Source organism: Myxococcus qinghaiensis, from assembly GCF_024198215.1.
GTDB lineage: Bacteria > Myxococcota > Myxococcia > Myxococcales > Myxococcaceae > Myxococcus > Myxococcus qinghaiensis.
Genome location: NZ_JAKCFA010000006.1, coordinates 348,977 through 370,783, shown reverse-complemented (window position 1 = coordinate 370,783; position 21,807 = coordinate 348,977). Strand labels below are relative to the sequence as shown.

The 21,807-nt window shown below is 69.2% G+C and carries 16 protein-coding genes; 9 read left to right on the top strand and 7 right to left on the bottom strand.

The window, feature by feature from the left end; all coding sequences use genetic code 11:
* Positions 1 to 107: 107 nt before the first annotated feature.
* The 3 genes from LZ199_RS13600 (at position 108) to LZ199_RS13590 (ending at position 4,080) form a co-directional block, all read left to right on the top strand.
* Positions 108 to 2,129 (top strand): serine/threonine protein kinase, encoded by a 2,022-nt coding sequence (locus tag LZ199_RS13600; RefSeq protein WP_253994102.1) that lies wholly within the window; start codon positions 108 to 110, stop codon positions 2,127 to 2,129.
* Positions 2,130 to 2,202: 73 nt separating this feature from the next.
* Positions 2,203 to 3,018: a DUF2381 family protein gene (locus LZ199_RS13595; protein ID WP_253994101.1), complete on the top strand. Its 816-nt coding sequence runs from the start codon at positions 2,203 to 2,205 to the stop codon at positions 3,016 to 3,018.
* A gap of 279 nt (positions 3,019 to 3,297) precedes the next feature.
* On the top strand, positions 3,298 to 4,080 hold the full coding sequence (locus tag LZ199_RS13590; RefSeq protein WP_253994100.1) for a DNA-methyltransferase: 783 nt from the start codon (positions 3,298 to 3,300) through the stop codon (positions 4,078 to 4,080).
* Here LZ199_RS13590 and LZ199_RS13585 read toward each other — a convergent pair.
* Entirely contained in the window at positions 4,059 to 4,697 is a 639-nt protein-coding gene (locus LZ199_RS13585) for a 2OG-Fe(II) oxygenase (protein WP_253994099.1), read from the bottom strand. The two genes, LZ199_RS13590 and LZ199_RS13585, sit on opposite strands and share 22 nt — an antisense overlap.
* 106 nt (positions 4,698 to 4,803) lie before the next feature.
* Between LZ199_RS13585 and LZ199_RS13580 the strand changes: the two genes are divergently transcribed.
* From LZ199_RS13580 to LZ199_RS13570, 3 genes are all read left to right on the top strand, one after another.
* A complete protein-coding gene (locus LZ199_RS13580; RefSeq protein ID WP_253994098.1) occupies positions 4,804 to 6,081 on the top strand; it encodes a dicarboxylate/amino acid:cation symporter in 1,278 nt (425 codons plus the stop codon).
* A 71-nt stretch (positions 6,082 to 6,152) separates the two neighbouring features.
* A complete protein-coding gene (locus tag LZ199_RS13575) occupies positions 6,153 to 6,638 on the top strand; it encodes an FKBP-type peptidyl-prolyl cis-trans isomerase (RefSeq protein WP_253994097.1) in 486 nt (161 codons plus the stop codon).
* Positions 6,639 to 6,761: 123 nt separating this feature from the next.
* Positions 6,762 to 8,666: an OPT family oligopeptide transporter gene (locus LZ199_RS13570; protein WP_253994096.1), complete on the top strand. Its 1,905-nt coding sequence runs from the start codon at positions 6,762 to 6,764 to the stop codon at positions 8,664 to 8,666.
* Between the two features lie 68 nt (positions 8,667 to 8,734).
* Here the strand turns inward: LZ199_RS13570 and LZ199_RS13565 are convergent, their stop codons facing one another.
* A complete protein-coding gene (locus LZ199_RS13565; RefSeq protein WP_253994095.1) occupies positions 8,735 to 9,646 on the bottom strand; it encodes a flagellar motor protein MotB in 912 nt (303 codons plus the stop codon).
* 276 nt (positions 9,647 to 9,922) lie between these two features.
* Here LZ199_RS13565 and LZ199_RS13560 point away from each other — a divergent pair, with 276 nt between their 5' ends.
* On the top strand, positions 9,923 to 12,382 hold the full coding sequence (locus tag LZ199_RS13560) for an ABC transporter permease (protein WP_253994094.1): 2,460 nt from the start codon (positions 9,923 to 9,925) through the stop codon (positions 12,380 to 12,382).
* A 40-nt stretch (positions 12,383 to 12,422) separates the two neighbouring features.
* Here LZ199_RS13560 and LZ199_RS13555 read toward each other — a convergent pair whose 3' ends face one another.
* Both LZ199_RS13555 and fusA read right to left on the bottom strand, forming a co-directional pair.
* Positions 12,423 to 14,354 carry an ABC-F family ATP-binding cassette domain-containing protein gene (locus tag LZ199_RS13555; protein ID WP_253994093.1) on the bottom strand — a complete coding sequence of 644 codons (1,932 nt, stop codon included), beginning with the start codon at positions 14,352 to 14,354 and terminating at the stop codon, positions 12,423 to 12,425.
* A gap of 86 nt (positions 14,355 to 14,440) precedes the next feature.
* Complete coding sequence (gene fusA / locus LZ199_RS13550; protein WP_253994092.1) at positions 14,441 to 16,555, bottom strand: elongation factor G; 2,115 nt, start codon at positions 16,553 to 16,555, stop codon at positions 14,441 to 14,443.
* A 213-nt stretch (positions 16,556 to 16,768) separates the two neighbouring features.
* Between fusA and LZ199_RS13545 the strand changes: the two genes are divergently transcribed.
* The gene (locus tag LZ199_RS13545) at positions 16,769 to 17,131 is read left to right on the top strand and encodes a nuclear transport factor 2 family protein (protein ID WP_253994091.1); all 363 of its coding nucleotides are present in this window, start codon (positions 16,769 to 16,771) and stop codon (positions 17,129 to 17,131) included.
* A gap of 49 nt (positions 17,132 to 17,180) precedes the next feature.
* Entirely contained in the window at positions 17,181 to 17,513 is a 333-nt protein-coding gene (locus LZ199_RS13540; RefSeq protein WP_253994090.1) for a hypothetical protein, read from the top strand.
* A gap of 7 nt (positions 17,514 to 17,520) precedes the next feature.
* On the opposite strand, the gene sthA is transcribed toward LZ199_RS13540, so the two are convergent.
* The 3 genes from sthA to LZ199_RS13525 all read right to left on the bottom strand — a co-directional run bounded on the left by sthA (position 17,521) and on the right by LZ199_RS13525 (position 21,719).
* Complete coding sequence (gene sthA / locus LZ199_RS13535; RefSeq protein ID WP_253994089.1) at positions 17,521 to 18,927, bottom strand: Si-specific NAD(P)(+) transhydrogenase; 1,407 nt, start codon at positions 18,925 to 18,927, stop codon at positions 17,521 to 17,523.
* A 49-nt stretch (positions 18,928 to 18,976) separates the two neighbouring features.
* Positions 18,977 to 20,824 carry a right-handed parallel beta-helix repeat-containing protein gene (locus LZ199_RS13530; protein WP_253994088.1) on the bottom strand — a complete coding sequence of 616 codons (1,848 nt, stop codon included), beginning with the start codon at positions 20,822 to 20,824 and terminating at the stop codon, positions 18,977 to 18,979.
* 88 nt (positions 20,825 to 20,912) lie between these two features.
* Complete coding sequence (locus LZ199_RS13525) at positions 20,913 to 21,719, bottom strand: pseudouridine synthase (protein ID WP_253994087.1); 807 nt, start codon at positions 21,717 to 21,719, stop codon at positions 20,913 to 20,915.
* Positions 21,720 to 21,807: the final 88 nt, after the last annotated feature.

Below are 21,807 nucleotides of genomic sequence, written 5' to 3'. Positions count from 1 at the left end.
GTTCCACAGGGCGCCGCGCGCGCTGAGGCGTGGGCGTCCCTGCGCTCCGGCGTGGACGGAGTGGGGAGCTTCAAGGAAAGCGGACCTTCGCGGGAGGAGTCGTCACCGTGAGGTCCGCGCCATTCCATCCTGACCAGCTCGCGCCAGGAAGCGCGGTGGGGCCCTGGAATGTGGTGGCCTCGCTGGGCGCGGGAGGCTTCGGCCGCGTGTTCAAGGTCGAGCGGGGAGGGCGCTTCTACACGATGAAGATGGCGCTGCGTCCCGCCGGGCCCCAGGTGTCCGAGGAGGAGGACGTCAACGGTCGGCTGTCGCACGAGGTGGCCACGCTGCTGGCCTGCGCGCCCCACCCGAACCTGCCCCGCGTCCACGCGGTGGACCGCTGGCCGGAGCCCCCCGAGGGGTACCTGTTCTTCGTCACCGACTACATCGACGGAGAGACCTTCCACGAGTGGCGTTGGCGGGTGAAGCCGTCGGCGGCGCACCTCTTGTCCGTGTTCACGGAGGTGGTGCGCGCGGTGTCGGACCTGCACCGGCGCGGGCTGCATCACCGCGACGTGAAGGGTGACAACCTGCTCATCCGTCGCGAGGACGAGCGCCCGTTCCTCATCGACCTGGGCACGGTGCGGATGCCGGGCGCGACGACGCTGACGGTGGGCGTGGCGCCGGCCTCGCCGCACCTCCTGCCGCCCGAGTGCGTGGCCTTCCTGCGCGAGGGCCAATGGGAGCAGGGCGCGCGGTTCGACGCGGGCATTCCGGGTGACCTCTATGCGCTGGGCGCGCTCCTGTATGAGTCGCTGACGGATGGCTATGCGTTCGACCCGAGGCTCCCGTATGACCGGCTGCTGCCGGCCATCGAGACGGTGACGCCCCGCGCTCCGCACGTCGTCAATCCCAAGGTGCCCCCCGCGCTGGGAGACATCGCGCTGCGACTGTTGGCCAAGCGCCCTGAAGACCGCTACGCGGGCACCGAGTCGCTGTTGCAGGCGCTCTGGGAGGTCGCGAAGGAGAAGCGGCAGCCGGCGTGGAAGGTGTCGCTCGACCGACCTCCGGACCCCGAGTCTCCGCGGGATGTGGATGCGGACACGCCTCGGGTGCGCATGGTGCCGGAGCTCGTGCGGGCCGCTCACTCCGAGGAACTCTCGGCTTCGTCAGGGTTGGAGGAGCCACCGCCGCCTCGTGAGTCCGTCGCGGAAGCGGTCCTGGTCTCCCCTCGCGCCGAGGACTCGCTGGCCGCGGCGTCTGGGAGTGTCCCGCCCGTCGAGCCACCGCCGTCCGAGCAGCGGGCCCCGATGCGAAGGTCGCGAGGCTGGCCGCTCGGAGTCGGAGTCGTCGCGCTCCTCGTCGTCTGCTTCGCGGCGTTGGGCCTGGCCCGCCGTGAGCCGCCCCCGAGTTCCATGCAGGCGGTCGTCCCCCTCACACCTCCTGCTGAGAAAGGAAGTCCCGTCGTGACGAGTCGTTCCCCTCACACCCCTGATACAGACGCTTCTCCGTCGATGCCTCGCGTTGTCGAGGTGGCCCCCGAGGTCCCGCCGCAGGCGCCTGTCTTGCCGGCCGAGCGCACCGTGGAGGCTCCTGGCGAGGTGGCCGTCGCCGCGAAGAAGCGGTCATCCGTGAGCAGCACCCTGGGAAAGACAGTGGCGGTCGCATGCCTCGCGGGGGCTTGTGCGGGAGGGACGCCTCAAGTCCGGACGACGCCTCCGGAGAAGGAGTGTCCGCAGGAGGCCATCGAGGCCATGACGAAGCTGGGTATTCGGTTATCTAAAGTGGTGACCGGCTCGAGAATCTGGCTCGTCCCCGGACACCTTTTCACCACGGAGCAAAAAGAGCAGTTGGTTCCGCCGGAAGGGCCCTTGACTGGTTACGCCGGCCAGAACATCGAAAACTATGACGGCGTTGTGATCTTTCCCCGAAACACCCGCTTCCACGGCACCAGTCTTCCTGGGACAGAGCGCTTCTTCGGTTGGTTCACCGAGGCCGAACTCCCCGATGGTAAGCGCATCCCCCTGTGCTTTACGATCACCGAGAATGCCAAAGATGCGTTGGGAATGACCTACGTTGAGCGCCCTGAAGGAAAGAAGATTGATGCAGCCCTAGAGGTTGTCGCTACGCCTCATCTGGGAAGGCTGTGATTTGTCTGCCGTGCCTTCGGTCCTCGTTCTTGCGTGGGGAATGATGGTGGCCCTGGGGGGGGAGTTGGCCCCCGTGCGTCGAATCGAAGTGGGCGCGGAAATGCGTGTGCCTGCCTCTGAGATTCGTATCGCTCCCGGGCGTTCCACGACTTTCTTCTTCGACGCGCACATCCTGCCGGACGAAATCTCCTTGGAGGGGCGTGAGCGGTTTCAGCGCCTGGGGCTCTCCGAGGACCACCTCGTCCTCGTTCCATCGAGTGCGTTCCGGGAGGGTGAACGGCTGCGCCTGGGATTGCGCTTCCGAGATGGCGCGGCGCCGGAGCGGGTGACGTTCGTGCTGGTGGTGGATCCGGCGCTGGGTGAGCCTCAGGTGGAGGTCTATCGCCGTACCCGTTCGGTGGAGTCCTACCGGCAGGAAGTGGACGAACTGAGGGGGCGTCTGTCTCAGGTCCAGTTCGAGTTGGACAGGCTTCAGTTGGAGGGCCGGTCGTCGGGAGCGCTCGAGGCGTTCGTGGCCTCGGTGGGTGAGCCCCATGGTCTTTCGATACGAAGTGTGACTTACACGAAGGCGGTGACTCATCCCGATGTGTCCGTCTTGAAAACACAGCTCGTGGTGCATCCCCCCCGCTGGCGCGCGATTCGTCTGACGTTGCAAGCGCGGGCCGGGGGCGTGGGTTGGGTGGCCACGGGAGCGTCGCTCACGGATGGCGGTGGGCGAAGCCACAAGGTCCTGTCGCACTGGCAGACCGGTCCCTTGCATGACGACGTGGACCAGACCCTGGTGGTCTTCGTGGAGCCCGCGACCGAGGTGGAGTCGGGTCGCTATGTGTTCAAGGTGTGGGACGCGAAGGGACGCACGGTGACGCTGGAAGGGCTTTCGTTGAAGTGACTGTTCCTTGATGATCTCCATACCGGGATGGCTGAAAGCCAGCTCACGCACGCGCTCGGGGGGACCTCCAGGGGGCCCCCGAGTCACTGAAGGAGAACTCGGGAACGCCCTTGGAATCACTGATGAGGAAGTGCTCGCTCATGGGAACAGGCCTCCGGGCGTGACCAGGAGGGGGCACTGCCGTCGGCCCATCAACGGCTTCACATGCTACCTGGAGCCGATGTCCCCACGTCGGGCCTTGAGCCTCGCGGCCCTCCGTGTAGGGTGCCGCTCCGGACGATGACTTCCCCGCCCCCTTCCGACGCCCTCCGCTGCATCCGCGCCGACTCTCGCGAGCCCGAGGGCTACCGCGCCGCCCTGGGCGAGCGCCGCGCCTCGCTCCTGCTCACCGACCCGCCCTATTGCCTGCTCACCCGGCGGCGCAAGGGCGGTGACCTGAGGGACCCGCGCGCCCACAAGAAGATCGACCAGAACCCCATCGTCCGCTTCGAGACCGTGCGCGACTACCGCGTCTTCTCCGAGGCCTGGCTCTCCCGCGCCCTGGCCCACCTCACGCCAGACGCCCCGCTCGTCATCTGGACCAACCTGCTCGGCAAGGAGCCCATCCTCACCGCCGCCAGGGCCCTGGGCTATCCCCACCTGCGCGGCGAGTTCACCTGGGGCAAGCGCACCACCGACAAGAACGCCAACGAGCAGACCCTGCGCGTCTACGAAGTGGCCCTCGTCATCGCCCGCACCCCCGAGCCCGTCCTCGCCCCCGGTGACCTGCCCACCGTCTGGGCCGTCGTCGGCGGCTATGACGATGACGGCGACGCCACGCGCTGGGGCAGCCACCCCCACCACAAGCCCTTCTCCGTCGTCGAGCCGCTCGTGCGCACGTACAGCCGCCCCGGCGACACCGTGCTGGACCCCTTCGCCGGCAGTGGCTCGCTGCCCGCCGCCGCCCTGCGCCTGGGCCGCCAGCCCGCGTGCCTGGAAATCGAACCCGAGTGGGCCGAGCGCGTCACCCACCGCCTGCGCGAGACGGCCGCCGCGCTCGCTCAGCCCCCCAGCGCCCGGTAGAGCTTCGTCTCCGACCAGCGCGGCACGTCCGTGGGCCGGTGTCCCCACCAGTTCATCACCAGCGTGCGCCGCAGCCGCGAGCGCCCCGGCAGCTTCCCGTCCGGAATCTGGTTCTCCGCGTCCAGCACCCCGTGCGTCAGCGTGCCGTCGAACAGCACCAGCCGGTTGGGACGCGGCGTCACCAGGTCCGCGGTGTCCATGCGCGCGGGCGCGAGCGACGGGTTGCCCTCGTCCGGCTTCTCCCGCGTCACCACCAGCGCCCCGCCGCGCACCCGGTTGAGGAACAACACGCTGCTGATGCGCGGATGCACCAGCTTCCCCGTGCGCAGCGCGAGCTTCTCGTCCCGGTCCTGGTGGAAGTCCACGCGCACGTCCGTCGGGTACATCCGCGACAGCCACCACTCCACCCCGGCGATTCTCCTCCGCCCGGCGACCTGGGGCCTCAGGCTGGAGATGACGTCCTCCACCACGTTCGTCGGAGGCCCGAAGTCGTACCAGAACGTCGTCTGGTAGGTGTCCTTCAGCCGCTCGCGGCCGAGCACGCCCAGCCGCCGCAACAGGCGCCGGAAGAGGGGAGGAGGCACTGCGCCTTCGGTGAGCTGGACGAGGGTTTCCACGGGAGAGCGCAGCTTTGTCCCATGCGAAGGGTGGGCGCCACCTTCCTTTGCCGGTAGGCTGCGCGCCCCATTGCCCTCCCCACCGGAGGCACGCGGAGACTGCTCGATGAAGGCTCACCACAAGATGCTCATCGGCATCGTCACCGGCACGGTGGCGGGACTCGCCGCCAATGCCCTGGCGGGCGGTTCCCCCTGGCTGGATTGGACCGTCACCAACGTGGCCTCGCCGGTGGGCCAGATTTTCATCCGCCTGCTGCTCATGCTCGTGGTGCCGCTGCTCTTCGCCGCGCTTGTCATGGGCGTGGCGGAGCTGGACCTGAAGCAGGTGGGCCGCCTGGGCGCCCGCACGCTGGGCTACACCATCGTCCTGTCCACCATCTCCGTCCTCATCGGCCTGGTGCTCGTCAACCTCATCCAGCCCGGCGTGGGACTCAGCGACGAGGCCCGCGCGCTCGCCCGGAGCGGCACGCAAATCAAGGCGGCCCCGCCCCCGTCCGACACGTCCTTCGGCGCGGTGCTGATGTCCATGGTGCCCACCAACCCCCTGAAGGCCGCGGCTGACGGAGACATGATCGGCCTCATCGTCTTCTCGCTCATCTTCGGCCTGGGCGTGGCGCTCACCCCCGGCGAGCCCGTGCGGCACCTGCGCGACACGATTCAAGGCCTCTACGACGTGATGATGAAGCTCATCGACGGCGTGCTGAAGCTGGCGCCCTTCGGCGTGGCTGCGCTCCTGTTCGCCATGACGGCGAAGCTGGGCCTGGGCATCCTCGGGCAGCTCGCCGCCTACGTGGGCACGGTGCTGCTCGCGCTCGCCGTCCACATGTTCATCGTCTACTCGCTGTCGGTGCGCTTCCTCGGCGGGCGCAACCCCATCGAGTTCTTCCGCGACAGCCGCCTGGCCATCGTCACCGCCTTCTCCACGTCCTCCTCCAGCGCCACCCTGCCCACCGCGCTCAAGGTCGCCGAGGAGAACCTCAAGCTGCCGCCCAACGTGTCGCGCTTCGTGCTCACCGCCGGCTCGGCGATGAACCAGAACGGCACCGCGCTCTTCGAGGGCGTCACCGTGCTCTTCCTCGCGCAGGTGTACGGCGTGCACCTGGACCTGTCCCAGCAGGCGCTCATCATGTTCATCTGCATCCTGGCCGGTATCGGCACCGCCGGCGTGCCCGCGGGCTCCATCCCCGTCATCGCGATGATTCTGGGCATGTTCAAGATTCCGGTGGAGGGCCTGGGCCTCGTGCTCGGCGTGGACCGCTTCCTGGACATGTGCCGCACCACCCTCAACGTCACCGGTGACCTGGCCGCCGCCGTGTACGTGGCGCGCGGAGAACCGCCCGCTCGCACGGACGTCGAGCGAGCGACAGGCCCCACCACCTCCTGACGCCGGGCATAAGCCGTCCCATCCTTCCCACCGGAAGCCGTCTCACCGCCTCACCCGACAGAGGAGCCCGCATGAGGGTCACCAAGGATTCGATTGTCTCGCTGGAGTACCGGCTGCACCTCGGTGACGGACAGGTCATCGACCAGAGCGCACCGGATCAGCCGCTCGCCTACCTGCACGGGCACCGTCAAATCGTCCCCGGCCTGGAGGGCGCGCTGGAGGGCCTGGGGCAGGGCGACAGCAAGCAGGTGGTGGTGCAGCCCGCCCAGGGCTACGGCGAGCATGACCCGGAGGGCGTGCGCGTCGTCCCGCGCGCCATGCTGCCCCCTGGCTTCACCCCGCAGCCCGGCCAGACGCTGATGGCCCAGACGGAGCAGGGCGACATCCCCCTGCGCATCCAGGAAGTGCGGGGCGACGACATCGTCATCGACCTGAACCACCCGCTCGCCGGCAAGACGCTCCACTTCGACGTCACCGTGAAGGACATCCGCCCGGCGTCCTCGGAGGAACTCACCCACGGCCACGTCCACGGGCCCGGCGGTCACGAGCACGCCTGACGCCAGGGCGTGACGCCCTGCGGCGACACCGAGGGGCGGGGCCGGAATGCCTCGCCCCTTTCGCTTGCCTGCCGGAGGGAGTTCTTCGTCGGGGAGGGGGCCTGCACTATCTTTGCCGCCCCAATGAGCCAGTCCCCCTCTCAACAGACTCCGAGCCCCAGTGGGCTTCGCCTCCAGCCCACAGACTCGCACGCGGGCGAGCCGGGTGCTTCCGCGACGCAGGACCCGGAGCTGTACTGGCTCAAGAATGTCTACCAGGGCGGCTCGCGCCAGCTCACCGTGCGCGCCGTCATCGCGGGCATGTTGATTGGCGCGGTGATGTGCCTGTCCAACCTGTACGTCATCCTCAAGACGGGCTGGAGCCTGGGCGTCACCATCACAGCCTGCATCCTGGCCTTCGCGGTGTTCGGCACGCTGCGCTCGCTCAAGCTGTTGAAGAACGATTTCACCGCGCTGGAGAACAACGCCATGGGCTCGGTGGCGTCGGCCGCCGGCTACATGACGGGCGGTGGCAACATGGCCGCCGTCCCCGCGCTGCTGATGCTCACGGGCGCGCTGCCGCCCGCCGGCTGGCTGGTGGCGTGGTTCGCCGTCATCTCCGCGCTGGGCGTCTTCGCGGCCATCCCCATCAAGCGCCAGCTCATCAACATCGAGGCGCTGCCGTTCCCCACCGGCACCGCCACCGCGGAGACCATCCGCGCCCTGCATGGGCACGGTGAGGTGGCCCGGCGCAAGTCGAAGCTGCTGGCGGGCGCGGGCCTCATCGGAGCCCTGCTGGTGCTGGTGCGCGACGCGCGCTTCTCGTGGCTGACCAACATCCCGGAGAAGGTGAGCATGCCGTTCACCCTGCTGGGCAAGAAGGCCTCCGCGTGGACGCTGTCGTTCGACTTCAGCCTCCTCCTGGTGGGCGCGGGCGCGCTGGTGAGCTTCCGCACGGGCTGGTCCATGTTGCTGGGCGCGGTGCTGACGTACGGCTTCCTCGCGCCGGCCATGGTCACCCAGGGCGCCATTCCGGAGGTGACGTACCGGGCCATCAACACGTGGATGGTGTGGACGGGCTCCGCGCTGCTGGTGTCCTCGGGTCTGCTCGCGTTCGCCTTCCAGTGGCGCAGCGTGGCGCGCTCCTTCAAGGCGCTGTCGGGGCTGTTCGGCCGCAAGAGCGCGAAGGAGGAGGAGGCGGCGGACCCGTTGGCGGGCATCGAGTGTCCTCCGTCCTGGTTCCCCCTGGGCTTCGCGGTGCTGGGCCCCATCGCCATCTTCCTGATGGCGTACCTCTTCCAGATTCCGTGGTGGGCGGGCGTGCTGGCCATGCCGCTGGCCGTCGTCATGGGCGTCATCGCCAGCCGCGTCACCGGTGAGACGGACACCACGCCCACCAAGGCGCTGGGGCCCGTCACGCAGCTCATCTTCGGAGGCCTGGCGCCGGGCAACATCCCCGCCAACGTGATGAGCGCCAACGCCACGGGTGGCGTGGGACTGCACTCGGCGGACCTGCTGACGGACCTCAAGTCCGGCTGGCTGTTGGGCGCCAACCCGCGCCAGCAGTTCGTCGCGCAGCTGTTCGGCGTGGTGGCCGGCGCGGCGGTGGTGGTGCCGGTGTTCAACATCCTCATCCCCAGCCCGGACGTGCTCGGCTCGGCGGAGTTCCCCGCGCCCGCCACCATGGTGTGGGCCGGCGTGTCGAAGCTGCTCGCCACGGGCGTGTCGGCCATGCCCGTCACCGCGCGCTGGGGCGCTTTGTGCGGCGGGACGCTCGGCATCCTCCTGGTGCTGCTGGAGCGGTGGGCGCCGGCGAAGCTGAAGGCCTACGTGCCGTCACCCGCGGGTTTCGGGCTGGCCATCGTCATCCCCGGCTCCAGCTCCATCGCCTTCTTCCTGGGCTCCGCCATCGCCGAGGTGATGCGCCGCAAGGCTCCGAAGCTCGCCGAGGACACCGTGCTGCCCGTGTCCTCGGGCTTCATCGCGGGAGAGAGCCTGCTGGGCATCGGCATCGCGATGGCGAAGGCCTTCGGGGTGATGCCCAAGTAGTTGAAGCGCGCGGCGCCTCGCTTCGAATCCCCGGGAGGGGAGCGCGAGGCGCCTGGGTCCTGCTTCCTTCAGTCCACGCGGCCGGTGGCGAACGAGGCCCCGGCGAGGAAGCGGAAGGTGGGCGTGTCCAGGCCCGCGCCGACGCCCGGGCCGCCCATGACGTAGAGGTCCATCCAGGAGGTGGTGTGCCGGCGGATGGCCACCATCAGCTCCGCGCCCAGGCGGCCTCCCTGGAGCGGCACGCCGACGAGCATGCTCACCTCGCTGCGCGTCAGCTCCCCGGCGCGCGACGTCACCGTGCCCGCCAGCCGCAGCTCGTTGCCGATGATGTCCGCCGGCTCAGCGGACAGCGAGCCCAGGTCCTGCTTCGCGCGCAGGAGGACGCCCACCTCGGCGCCCAGCTGCCACGTCTCCGCGAGGAAGCCGAGCTGGAGGCTGGGGTGCACCGCGTAGTCGTCGCGCGCCAGCAGCTCCTTCTTGCCCACCGGCAGGGCGGCGGAGAGGTCCACCGCGACCTGGAGGCCGAAGTCCGGCCGCACCAGCGCGGCGCGAGCCCCCAGCCACGGCGAGCCCAGGCCCTGACCTTCCGGCGCGTTCACGTTCATGAAGGCCGTGCCGCCCTGGGTGACGATGAAGGGCACCTCCGCGTCCACCTGGAGCCAGTCCAGCACGCCGATGGCGGCCGTCACGTCCATGGTGAACTTGTTCTCCACCAGGCCCGAGCCGCCGCCCGGCTCCCAGCGCGTCTGGAAGTGGAAGGGCAGTTGCTCGTAGTGGCCCTGGACGGCCACGCGCACCATGCCCGCAGGAAGCGTGCGGCCGGTGCTGACGAGCAGTGAGCCGAGGCCCGCCGGGTCCATCTCCAACCGCTGCAGGTTGAAGCCAGGCAGCGAGCCCGACTGCGCCGAAGCAGTGGAGGGGAGGGCCAGGGCGACACAGAACAGCGCCGACAACAAGGCAAGCGCGGGCCGGAACGACACGACGACTCCTTCACTCATTGGACAAGCGCGCAGGAGTCGCATGGCGACGAAGTCAACGCAAGCGCACCTCCAGGTCCCCCCTTCCAGGCAAGTATCGGCGGCTCGCCCCGCCGAACGGCTTGACGTGTGACGCGTCCGGATTCTCCCTGGCTTGCGGTGAAGTCATTGCCCTGTCCCGGTGAAGTCATTGCTGTCCCATGGATGGGAAAGCAGGCAGCCATTGCAATGGCTGACGGGGGTGGCGCGTAGGGCAGGCGTCCCCCACCTGGAGTCGCCTTGGCCGTCCTCTTCGAGGATCTCCGCTATGCCGTCCGGTTGCTGCTCAAGAGCCGGGGCTTCACCGTCGTCTCCATCCTGACGCTGGCCCTGGCCATCGGGGCGAACACGGCCATCTTCAGCGTGGTGCACGGCGTGTTGCTCCGCCCGCTGCCGTACCCGGAGCCCGAGCAGCTGGTGCAGGTGTTCCGCCAGGATGAGGACGGGCGCGCGACCTCTCAGGCCATCGCGCAATACGTCTGGCTGTCGACGGAGGGCTCGCCCTTCTCCCAGGTCGCCGCGTCGGAGCTGCTGCCCACGGGCTTCAACATCCTGGGGGATGGGCTCCCGGAGCGTCTGTCGGGCATGCGGGTGACGGGGAACTTCTTCGAGACCCTGGGCGTGCGGCCCGTGCTGGGGCGCGGCTTCCTGCCGGAAGAGGACGTGGTGGGCGGGCCTCGGGTGGTGGTGCTCAGCCATGGGTTGTGGAAGCGGCGCTTCGCGGGCGCTCCCGACGTCATCGGCCGCTCCTTCACGCTGAATGACCAGCCCTACACGGTGGTGGGCGTGGCGGCGGAGTCCTTCCACCACCCTCGGGAGGCGCAGCTGTGGACGCCGCTCCAACTGGACCTGACCAACACCGATGACTCCAACTTCCTCCACGTGGTCGCGAGGGTGCGCGCGGGCCTGTCGTCGGAGGACGTCGGCGCGGCCCTGAAGACGCTGACCGAGGGGCTGCGCGCGGACAAGCCGAACCTGCTGCGAGGGAAGGAGAAGTTCGTCGCGGAGGACCTGCGGACGTTCCTGGCGGGGGACCTGCGGCTGGCGCTCTGGGTGTTGCTGGGCGCGGTGGGGCTGGTGCTGCTCATCGCGTGTGTCAACCTGGCCAACCTCCAACTGGCGAGGGCGGCGGCGCGACAGCGGGAGCTGGTGGTGCGCGCGGCCTTGGGGGCTTCGCCCCGGCGGTTGGTGGGGCAGCTCATGACGGAGAGCCTGCTGTTGTCCGTGGTGGGCGGAGGGCTGGGCATCCTGCTGGCCTCGGCGGTGTTGCCCGCGCTGTTGTCCCTGGCGCCCGCGGAGCTGTCCGTGCCCGGCGGCGCGGAGGTGGAGCTGAATGGCGCGGTGCTGGCGTTCTCCGTGGGCGTGTCGCTGCTGACGGGGGTGCTCTTCGGGCTGTTGCCCGCGTGGCAGGCGTCGCGGCCGGACCTCCAGGATGCGCTGAGGCAAGGGGCGCAGCGGGCGACGTCGGGGCCCGGGGGCGGCAGGACGCGCAAGCTGCTGGTGGTGGGGCAGGTGGCGCTCGCGGTGGTGCTGCTCGTGGGGGCCGCGCTGCTCATCCGGGGCTTTGGCGCGCTCCAGGTCGTCCGTCCTGGCTTCGACGCGAGCGACGTGCACGTGCTTCGCCTGTCGCTGCCGGAGGGACGCTATGGCGAGCGGGAGGCCCTGGAGCGCTTCCACCGTCAGGTGGAGGAGCGGGTGAGGGCGCTGCCGGGGGTGACGGCCGTCGGCTTCACGCCCGCGCTGCCGATGGAGCTGGGGCCCAGCATGGGCTTCGCCATCGACGGCAAGTTCGAGGGCCGCCTGGACGGCCCTGGCGTGGGGTTTGGCCAGTATCGGCCGGTGTCGCCGGGGTACTTCGGTGCCCTGGGACTGGGGCTGGTGAAAGGCAGGTTGCTGGCGGACACGGACGTGGCGGGGGCGCCCCACGTCGTGGTCATCAACGAGACGGCCGCGCGCAAGTACTGGCCGGGTGAGGACGTCATCGGCAAGAGCCTGCGGGTGGCCTACACGGTGCCGTCGCTGCAGGACACCGCGCCGCGCGTCATCGTGGGCGTGGTTCGAGACGTGCGGGAGAACGGGTTGGACCGGGAGTCGCCCGCGGTGCTGTACGTGGCCTCGGGGCAGGTGGCCCCGGTGCTCAACGGGATGCTGGTGCGCATGCTGCCGCAGAACCTCCTGGTGCGAGGCTCCGGGGGCCACGCGGCGCTGGTGGCGTCCGTGCAGCGCGAGGTGTGGGCGGTGGACGCGCGGCAGCCGGTGACGGAGTCGCTGAAGCTGGAAGACCACGTGGCGCGCACGCTGGGCTCCGAGCGCTTCAACATGGTGCTGCTGGGGTTGATGGCGGCGCTGGCGCTCGGGCTGGCCGCGGTGGGCATCTACGGGGTGCTGTCCTATCTGGTGAGCCAGCGCACCCGGGAGATGGGCGTGCGGCTGGCGCTGGGCGCCACGCGGGCGGAGGTGGTGCGGCTGGTGTTCCTCCAGGGCCTGGGCTCGGTGGGCGCGGGCGTGGCGCTGGGCTTCGTGGGCGCGCTGGGCCTGACGCGGCTGGTCTCCGGGATGGTCCACGGCGTCAGCGCGTTGGACCCATGGGCCTTCGTCATCGCGCCGCTGGTGCTGCTCACGGTGGGGCTCGTCGCCACGTGGCTGCCGGCCCTGAGGGCCTCGCGCGTGGACCCCATCATCGCGCTCAAGTACGACTGAGCTTGAGGGACGGGGCCCACCACGTCGGTGTCGCGAGCGTCTAGGTCGAGCCGGCCGCGAGGTCCTGGAGGACCTGCCAGCGCGCGTAGAGGCGGTCTATCTGGGCGACGGTTGCGTCCAGCTCCTTCTGCACCTCCGCCACCTTGCCGCTCTTGCTGTAGATGGTCGGGTCGGCGAGCTGGGCCTCCAGGTCCGCCTTGCGCGTCTCGGCCACTTCGATGGTGGCCTCCATGCCGTCCAGCTCCCGCTGGTCCTTGTAGGAGAGCTTGACGGCCTTGCGCGCCTCCGGCTTCGCCGCGGGAGGAGGGGCGACGACAGGGGCGGGCTCGTCCTTCTTCGCCGCGCCCTTCGCGGCCATGGCATCCGACTGCTCCTTCAGCCGCCGGTACATCGCGTAGTTGCCCTCGTAGCGCGTGACGCGGCCGTTGCCGTCGAACGTCACGATGCTGGTGGCCACCTTGTCGAGGAAGTACCGGTCGTGCGTGACGAGCAGCGTGCTGCCACCGAAGTCCAAGAGCAGCCGCTCCAGCACGTTGAGCGTGACGATGTCCAAATCGTTGGTGGGCTCGTCCAGCACCAGCACGTTGGCGCCCTCCAGGAACAGGCGCGCCAGGAGCAGCCGGTTGCGCTCGCCGCCCGACAGCGCCTTCACCTTCATCCGCTGCATGGGCACGGGGAAGAGCAGGTCGTCCAGGTAGTCGCGCAGCGCGACCTTCTGGTCGCCCAGGTCCACCCAGTCCTCGCCCTGCGAGGCCGCGTCGTACACCGTCATCTCCGGGTCCAACTGCGCCCGGTTCTGGTCGTAGTACGCGACCTTGGTGTTCTTCCCGATGACGAGCTTGCCGCCGTCCGGAGGCAGCTCCCCCAGGATGACGCGCAGGAAGGTCGTCTTGCCCACGCCGTTGGGGCCGACGAGGCCCACGCGCTCGCCGCGCTGGAGCCGGAAGTCCACGCCCTGCAGCACCTTGCGCTCGCCGAAGGACTTCTGCAGCCCCTCCGACTCGATGACGGTGTGGCCCAGCCGGGGCGCGGCAATCACCCGCAGGTCGGCGACCTTGGGGCGCTGGAAGCCCTTCTCGGCCATCAGCTTCTGCGCCCGGTCGATGCGCGACTTGCTCTTGGTGCGCCGCGCCTCGGGGCCCCGGCGCAGCCAGGCGACCTCCTGGGCAATCCACCGCTCGCGCTTGTGCTGAGAGACTTCGGCGTTCTCCTGCGCCACCAGCTTCTGCTCCAGGTACGCCTGATAGTTGCCCGGATAGGACGTGACGCCGCCGCCCGGCTGGATTTCGACGATGCGGTCCACCAGCCCGTCCAGGAAGTACCGGTCGTGCGTGACGAGCAGCAGCGAGCCGGGCAGCTTGTCCAGCTCCTCCTCCAGCCAGTCCACCGTGTCCGCGTCCAGGTGGTTGGTGGGCTCGTCCAACAGCAGCATGTCGGGCCGCGTGAGGAGCGCGCGGGCAATGGCCACGCGCTTGCGCAGGCCGCCGGAGAGCTGCGCCACCGGCCGGTCCCAGTCCTTCACGCCCAGCCTGTCGAGCAGCGTCTTGGCGTGGTGCTCGGTGTCCCAGCCGCCAAGTTGCTCGATGCGGTCCGACACCACGGCGAGCTGCTCCATCAGCTTCTCGTGGGCCTCCGGCGGCGAGGACTCCAGCTTCTGCGCGAGCTCCGCCTGGGCGGCCATCGCCTCGCGCAGCGGGCCCTGGGCCACGGACAGCTCCGAGGCCACCGTAGCGCCCTCGGCGAACTCCGGCTCCTGGGGCAGGTAGGTGACGCGGGCGCCCCGGCGCAGCTGCAGCTCGCCCGTGTCGGGCTTGGCGGCCCCGGCGAGGATCTTCATCAGGGACGTCTTGCCCGAGCCATTCACGCCCACCAGGCCCACGCGCTCACCCTCTTCGATGGTGACGGTGAGGCCCTGGAAGACGGTGCGACTGCCGAAGCTGAGCTGGACGTTGGCGGCACGAAGCAGCGTCACGGTGTTCTGACTCCTGAAAAGGCGAAAGGCGCCCCTCACTGATGAGGAGCGCCTTCCTTACAACCTCGACGTCGCGGTGGCGCGGACTACTTGCGCGCCGCCTGCTCGGCCGCGAGCTTCTCCTTGTACTGCGCCATCAGGGCCTCGGCCTCGTTGCGCGGCACCGGCGTGTACTTGGCGAACTCCATGGTGAACTCGCCCTTGCCCTGCGTCGCGGAGCGAAGGTCCGTGGAGTAGCCGAACATCGCGTTCAGCGGAACCTCGGCCACCGCCGTCACCTGGCCCTCGGCGGTCTCCGTCGAGAGGATGGTGCCACGGCGCTGGTTGAGCTGACCGACGACGGAGCCCTGGAAGTCCTCGGGCGCCGTGACTTCCACCTTCATCATCGGCTCGAGGATGATGGGCTTGGCGGCGGCGTAGCCCTCGCGGAAGCCCATGATGGCGGCCGTCTTGAACGCCATTTCGGACGAGTCGACCGCGTGGAACGCGCCGTCGTTGATGACGACGCGCAACCCGACGACGGGGAAGCCGATGAGGCTGCCCTTCTTGACGGCCTCGGCGAAGCCCTTGTCGCACGCGGGGATGAACTCGCGCGGGATGGAGCCACCGACGATGTCATCCACGAACTCGTACTGCTGCACCGCGTCCGCGGGCAGCGGCTCGATGTAGCCGCACACGCGCGCGAACTGACCGGAGCCGCCGGTCTGCTTCTTGTGCGTGTAGAAGAACTCGCCCTTCTGGCTGATGGTCTCGCGGTAGGCCACCTGCGGCTTGCCGGCCTGGACCTCGCACTGGTACTCGCGCTTCATGCGCTCGATGTAGATCTCCAGGTGCAGCTCACCCATGCCGCGGATGATGGTCTGCCCGGACTCTTCATCGCGGTGCACGCGGAAGGTGGGGTCTTCCTTCGTGAAGCGGTTGAGCGCCTTGGAGAAGTTGGCCAGCGTGGAGCGGTCCTTGGGCGACACGGCGAGCGAAATCACCGCGTCCGGGACGTGCATGGACGTCATCGTGTAGTTCACCGTTCCATCGGTGAACGTGTCGCCGGAGGCGCACTCGACGCCGAACAGCGCGACGATGTCGCCGGCCGTCGCGTCGTTGATGTCGTCCATCTTGTTGGAGTTCATCCGGACGATGCGCGGGACCTTGACCTTCTTCTGGTTCACCTGGTTGTAGATGAAGTCTCCCTTGGAGACGCGGCCCTGGTAGATGCGCATGTACGTGAGCTGCCCGTAGCGGCCATCTTCCAGCTTGAACGCCAGACCGACGAAGGGCTTCTCCGGGTCGGACTCGAGGATGACCTTCGCCTCGTTGTTCTTCTGGTCCAGCGCCTCGTTGGTCGCCTCCTTGGGGTTCGGGAGGAAACCGCAGACCGCGTTCAGGAGCAGCTGCACGCCCTTGTTCTTGTAGGCGGAGCCGCACATGACCGGCGTCATCTTCAGGGCGATGGTGGCCCGGCGAACGGCGGCGGTGATGAGGTCGTTCGGGATGGCGGCGTCGGACAGGAACAGCTCACCGAGCTGGTCGTCGACCTCGGCCACGCCTTCGATCATCTGCTGGCGACGGACCTTGGCCTCGTCCAGCATGTCGGCGGGGATCTCCTCCTCGCGGACCTTCTCGCCGTTCTCACCGTCGAAGTAGAACGCCTTCATCTGGATGAGGTCGATGAGGCCCTGGAAGCGGTCCTCGGCGCCGATGGGGTACTGGAGCTTCACCGGGTGGTGGTTCAGCTTCTCCTTCAGCTGAGCGGCCACGCGGTCATAGTTCGCGCCAGCGCGGTCCATCTTGTTGACGAACGCGATGCGCGGAACGCGGTAGCGCTTCATCTGCCGGTCCACGGTGATGGACTGGGACTGCACGCCCGACACGGAACAGAGGACGAGGATGGCGCCGTCCAGAACGCGCAGGGAGCGCTCCACCTCGATGGTGAAGTCCACGTGTCCCGGCGTGTCGATGAGGTTGATGTTGAAGTCGCCCCACATCGCGTACGTCGCGGCGGACTGGATGGTGATGCCCTTCTCACGCTCCAGATCCATCGAGTCCATGACCGCGCCCACGCCGTCCTTGCCGCGGACCTCGTGGATCTCATGGATCTTGCCCGTATAGAACAGGATGCGCTCGGAGAGCGTCGTCTTGCCCGAGTCGATGTGGGCAGAGATACCAATGTTACGAATCTTGTCGATGGGTGCGTTAGCGGCCACGATCCGGTCCTTCTTTTCTTGAAAGTGCCTGAGGGAACAGAGCAGGCGGGGCCCTTACTTCCCACGGGACTTGGTTTCCAGCCAAATCCGCATGGGGGTGAGGTCTGTTAATCTCACCTTTGCCTACAAATTGGGCTCCACCTTATATACAGGGCAGCTCGGGCGCGCGCAGGTTCGCGGCCTCGGGCTGAATTCTTTCGAGGGTTTCTAACCATGACTGCGAGCGAAAACTTCTCCGTGGCCCGGGCCTGGCTGCACGCCTTCAATGCCCATGACGTGGACGCGCTGGTGGCGCTGTACGCGGAGGACTGTACCCACACCTCGCCCAAGATTCGGGTGCTGCACCCGGAGACGGGGGGGCTCCTGATCGGCCGGCCGGCCCTGGCGAAGTGGTGGAGGGAGGCCATCGCCCGGCTGCCTGGTCTGCGCTACGAGGAGACGGCGCTGACGGCGGATGGAGAGCGCGTCTTCATGGAGTACCTGCGCCATGCGCCGGGCGAGGCGCCCATGCCGGTGGCGGAGGTGCTGGAGGTGCGCGGGGGCCGGATTGTCGCCTCGCGCGTGTACCACGGTTGAAACGGCCGCTGGCCCCAGGGAATGGGCTAGGGTGGCGCGACTCAGGAGGATGGACGTGGCGACGAACCCCAGCGCTTTCGACAAGGACTTCGGCTACCTGCTCCCCTTCCTGGACAAGGTGGCCGCCGCCGCGGCCGAGCTGCCGGAGGGCCCCGCCCGCGAGGAGCTGACGCGGCTGATGGCGGAGGAGAAGGTCCGCTGGCAGCGCGCCCGGGAACTCCTGCGTGGCGCTCCAGGGACGGCCGCGCAGTCAGGGGCCGCGCCGCGCGCGCTGGCCCGGGCCTCCGCGGACGAGGTCCACGAGACGGCGCCGAGCCCCTCCGGACTCACCGTGGGCAGCTTGAAGAGCGTGGGGAGCGTGAACCCCCCTCGCCGTCGCTGAAGCGGCTTCAGCCGGTGCCGCGCTTGAGGTGGTCCAGCGCGTCGAACGTGGCCGCCTTGTAGGCCTCCGACAGCGTCGGGTAGTTGAAGCAGGTCTCGACGAAGAGGCGCGCGGTGGAGCCGGTGAGCATGGCCACCAGGCCCACGTGGATCAGCTCCGAGGCCTGCTCGCCGATGACGTGCACGCCCAGGAGCTTCAGGCTCTCGCGGTGGAAGAGCAGCTTCAAGAGGCCGTACATCTCGCCGATGATCTGCCCGCGTGGGTTGGTGGCGAAGGAGGCGCGGCCGGCCACGTAGGGCACCCGCTTGGCGCGCAGGCCTTCTTCCGTCTCCCCGGCCATGGAGACCTCGGGGATGGTGTAGATGCCGTAGGGCAGCACCGTGGCCAGGGCCTGCGGGCCTTCCAGGGTGAAGGCGTGCTCCACCGCGATGCGTGCCTGGTCCATGGAGGTGGAGGCCAGGGCGGGAAAGCCGATGACGTCGCCCACCGCGTAGATGTGGGGCAACGCCGTCTGGAAGCTGGGGCCCACCTCTACCTGGCCGCGAGCGCCCAGCTTCACACCGATGTCCTGCAGCCCCAGGCCCGGGGTGTTCGCCGAGCGGCCGGAGGCCACCAGCACCTGGTCCGTGTCCACCTCCTCGCCCGAGGAGAGCGTCAGGCGGATGGGCACCTCGCACGCGGCGGGCACGTCCACCTTCTCCACCGTCTGGCCGAAGCGCAGGCGGATGCCGAGCGCCTCCATGCGCTGGGCGAGCAGCGTGGAGATTTCGTCGTCGAGGAAGGGGAGCAGCTCGGGCTTCACCTCCACCAGCGTCACGGGGATGCCCAGCGCGGCGAACATGCAGGCGTACTCGCAGCCGATGACGCCGCCGCCCACCACGACGAGCGAGCTGGGCAGCCGGCCAATCTCCAGCACCTCGTCCGAGTCATGCACGCGCACGTCGCCGAAGGGGTACAGCGGCGGCCGGTACGGCGACGAGCCGGTGGCGATGAGGATGACGGAGCCGGTGAGGCGCATGTCTTCCGCGCCCTGTCGGCGCACCAGCACGGTGTGCGGGTCCACGAACGAGCCGACCCCCTGAATCACCTGGACGCCGTGCGACTGGAGGTTGTGGCCAATGCGCTCGCGCTCCATGCCCTTCACGCGGCGCTCGCGGTAGAGGAAGTCGGAGACGGTGGCCGCGTGGCGCAGCGTCGTCTCCACGCTGTAGAGGCCCCGGGCCTTGAGGCCGGAGAGGTGCAGCGCCGTCTCCCGCAGTGTCTTCGAGGGCAGGGTGCCCGTGTTGGCCGCCGTGCCTCCCAGTACGGGCTCCCGCTCCACCACCGCGACGCGCTTGCCCGCCATCGCCGCCTGCACCGCGCCCCACTCGCCGGCCGGTCCGGAGCCAATCACCACCAGGTCAAAGTCCACCATGGGGCGAAGGTACGCGAGGCCACGCGCCCTTTGAAGTCGAACCCGTCCGTCAGGGGCGAGGGCCGTAGGCGGGCAGGGGGGCGCCGACTTCGTAGGCCCCCAGGTCCGGCGCGGCGCCGCTGAAGCCGTCGTTGATGTTGGGCAGGGGCGCTCCCGCATTCTCCACGGCGGAGCCCGTGCGCGGACGCAGGTCGGGCGCCGCGTACAGCGTCATGGGCGCGGAGGGGTAGGCGACGGATGCGGAGAAGGCGCCGAGGTCCACCTGCACCGCGTTCTTCTCCGTGGTGCTGGCGCGCAGGGCGCTCAGCCCCGTGAGGGCGCTGCCTGCCCACGTGGCGGTGAAGTTGCCGGACGTGGTGCCGAAGCCGTCGTGGTCCAGGTTGGCGCTCGCCGTCACCAGGTCGGGGATGTAGAGCACGCGCCCGTTGGCGTTGCCGCTGCTGTAGCCATTGAAGGAGCCGCCCGGTCCGCCAATGAACAGGTTGTTGCGGGTGTAGAGGTTCGCCACGGGCCTGCCGGCGGCGATGCCGAGCCCATCCCCATGCTTCACCACGGTGTTGTGCAGCAGCACGTCGCCGGAGCTGCCCCGGTACAGTTTGAAGGCGATGTGCACCGCGTTGTAGATGGCGTTGCGGATGAAGTACGTGGGGCCGCCCAGGCTCGGCTGCGAGGACAGGGCGATGAAGTTGTTGGTGAGGCGGTTGCCCACGATTCGGCAGTTGTGGAAGCAGAAGTCCGCCTCCACGCCGTCGTCCGCGTTGCCGATGAGGTCGTTGTTCAGGATGTCGATGCTGTACTGGTCCACCGCGGCGTCGTCCTCCATCAGCGAGATTCCGTCGCGGAACCCGGTGACGCGGTTGTTGAGGATGACGTGCCCCGGGCCCGTGACGCAGATGCCCTCGCCCTGGTTGTTTCCGCTGACGCCGAGCGACGACTCCGCCCACTGCGTGACACCTGTCACCACGTTGTCGGCGATATAGGCACTCTCCGCGCGCAGGAAGGTGACGACGGCGTCGCCATTGTTCGCGGTGGTGGCGTTGACGGTGGAGCGGGTGAGGACGAAGTGCTTCGAGCCGTTGAAGCGGACGCGGCCGTTGATGGTGAGCCGGTCGAAGTGGACGTGGCTCTGGTTGAACAGGTTGATGGGGCCGGTGAGGATGGTGCCGGCGGTGCCTCGCAGGACGATGGGCTTGCCCTCGGTGCCGCTGCGAGACCAGTCGAACGCGCTGTACGTCCCCGCGGCCAATTCCAGGATGTCGCCCGGCTGCGCGCTCGCCGCGACGGTGGCGAAGGTGGCGGGTGTCACGGCCTTGATGGGCGCGCCCGCCATGGGAGCGGGCACCGCGCGCGTGGTCGCCGTGGCCGTGCGCGTGGTGGAGCCTCCCTCCGGGTCCGTGAGGGTGAGCTCCAACTCGTAGCTCGTTCCGGGCTGGAGGCCGAACAGGCTGCCGGAGTGACGCAGGGCCCAGCTGAAGCCCTCGTTGGTGCCCGCGGTGATTCGACGCAGGGGGAGCGCCTGTCGCCAGGGGCTCGTGCCGGTGGGACGGAAGCGGACGGAGACCACGCCGTTGGCGTTGGCGTCACCGGTGAAGGCCCACTCCACCGTCAGGTGGTGCAGCGTCGGGAAGGGGAGGGTGATGGCCCCCGGGACGGTGGCGTCGGCGCTGTTCATCCCGCCGTCGGGAGCGATGGTGCCGCTGTCGGGGTTCGCATTCGAGCCCCCATCCGGCTCGGCCTGGGTGCCGCCGTCTTCGCGGGTGCCACTGTCGACAGGGCCTCCGGAGCCATCAGGCGTGCCCGCTCCCGCGTCGTCCCGGGTGTCGTCGTCACTTCCGCCACATGCGATGCACAGCAGCAGCAGGACAGCCCAGGACCTTGTCCGGAGGAGAGCGTTCATGCGCCGGATTCTGCCCGGAGCGTGGACTCACCGCGAGCAAAGCCGGTGTCGCGCGGGGTGCGTCAGCCGGCGCCTTGGCGCGACGACGTCACTCGCTCGGTGGGGGCCGGCCCGAGTAGCGCAGGCCCTCTTGGATTTCCTGGTCGCTGAGGAGGCGGAAGGTCCCCTCGGGGATGTCGAGCACGTCGATGCCGCCCACGGCCTCCCGGTGGAGGGCGCGCACGGGGAGGCCCACGGCGCCGAGCATCCTCTTCACCTGATGGTGGCGTCCCTCGGTGAGGGTGACCTCCACGGTGTGCTCGTCGCGGATGCGCACGATGGCGGGACGGGCGGGGCCGTCGTCGAGCGTCATTCCCTGGCGGAGGGGCTCCACGCGCGCCTCGTCGGGGGTGCTGAAGACGGTGGCCACGTAGCGCTTGGGCAGCTGCGTGTCCGGGGAGGTGGCGTGGGCGACGAACTTGTCGTCATTGCTGAAGAGCAGGAGGCCCGTGGAGTCCACGTCGAGGCGGCCCACGGCGTGCCACGTGTAGCCGGCCAGGTCGGGGGGGAGCTGGCGCAGGAGCACCTCGAAGACGGTGCCGGTGCGATGCTGGGACACCGTGGAGGACAGCACGCCCGCGGGCTTGTGGAAGGCGAGCACGCGCGTGGCGGGGGCCGACAGCGGGATGACCTTGCCGTCCACGCGCACGACGGAGCCGGGGGGCACGGGCGCGAGGGGCATGAGCGCGACGCGGCTGTTGATGGTGACGCGGCCGGCGCGTATGGCGTCGTCGGCTTCCTTCTGGGGGAACACGCCTGCTCGGGCGAGCGCGCGCGACAGCCAGTCCGGCTTCTCCTTGCCCTCCCAGCGCTGGTGTTGCTGCGGGGGCTTGGGCTTGTCGTACTTGCGAGGCATGGGCTTCCAGGGGGCAGGTGACGCGGGGCGGGTCGGGAACATCGGGTGTCGTGGACCCGCCGCGAGGGCGGCGTCATATCATCACCAG

What these genes read in the sequence shown, in the direction of transcription:
- LZ199_RS13590 (WP_253994100.1), top strand. Translation starts at nt 3,298, where the DNA reads ATGACTTCCCCGCCCCCTTCCGACGCCCTCCGCTGCATCCGCGCCGAC.
- LZ199_RS13580 (WP_253994098.1), top strand. Translation starts at nt 4,804, where the DNA reads ATGAAGGCTCACCACAAGATGCTCATCGGCATCGTCACCGGCACGGTG.
- LZ199_RS13575 (WP_253994097.1), top strand. Translation starts at nt 6,153, where the DNA reads ATGAGGGTCACCAAGGATTCGATTGTCTCGCTGGAGTACCGGCTGCAC.
- LZ199_RS13570 (WP_253994096.1), top strand. Translation starts at nt 6,762, where the DNA reads ATGAGCCAGTCCCCCTCTCAACAGACTCCGAGCCCCAGTGGGCTTCGC.
- LZ199_RS13545 (WP_253994091.1), top strand. Translation starts at nt 16,769, where the DNA reads ATGACTGCGAGCGAAAACTTCTCCGTGGCCCGGGCCTGGCTGCACGCC.
- LZ199_RS13540 (WP_253994090.1), top strand. Translation starts at nt 17,181, where the DNA reads ATGGACGTGGCGACGAACCCCAGCGCTTTCGACAAGGACTTCGGCTAC.
- sthA (WP_253994089.1), bottom strand. Translation starts at nt 18,927, where the DNA reads ATGGTGGACTTTGACCTGGTGGTGATTGGCTCCGGACCGGCCGGCGAG.
- LZ199_RS13530 (WP_253994088.1), bottom strand. Translation starts at nt 20,824, where the DNA reads ATGAACGCTCTCCTCCGGACAAGGTCCTGGGCTGTCCTGCTGCTGCTG.
- LZ199_RS13525 (WP_253994087.1), bottom strand. Translation starts at nt 21,719, where the DNA reads ATGCCTCGCAAGTACGACAAGCCCAAGCCCCCGCAGCAACACCAGCGC.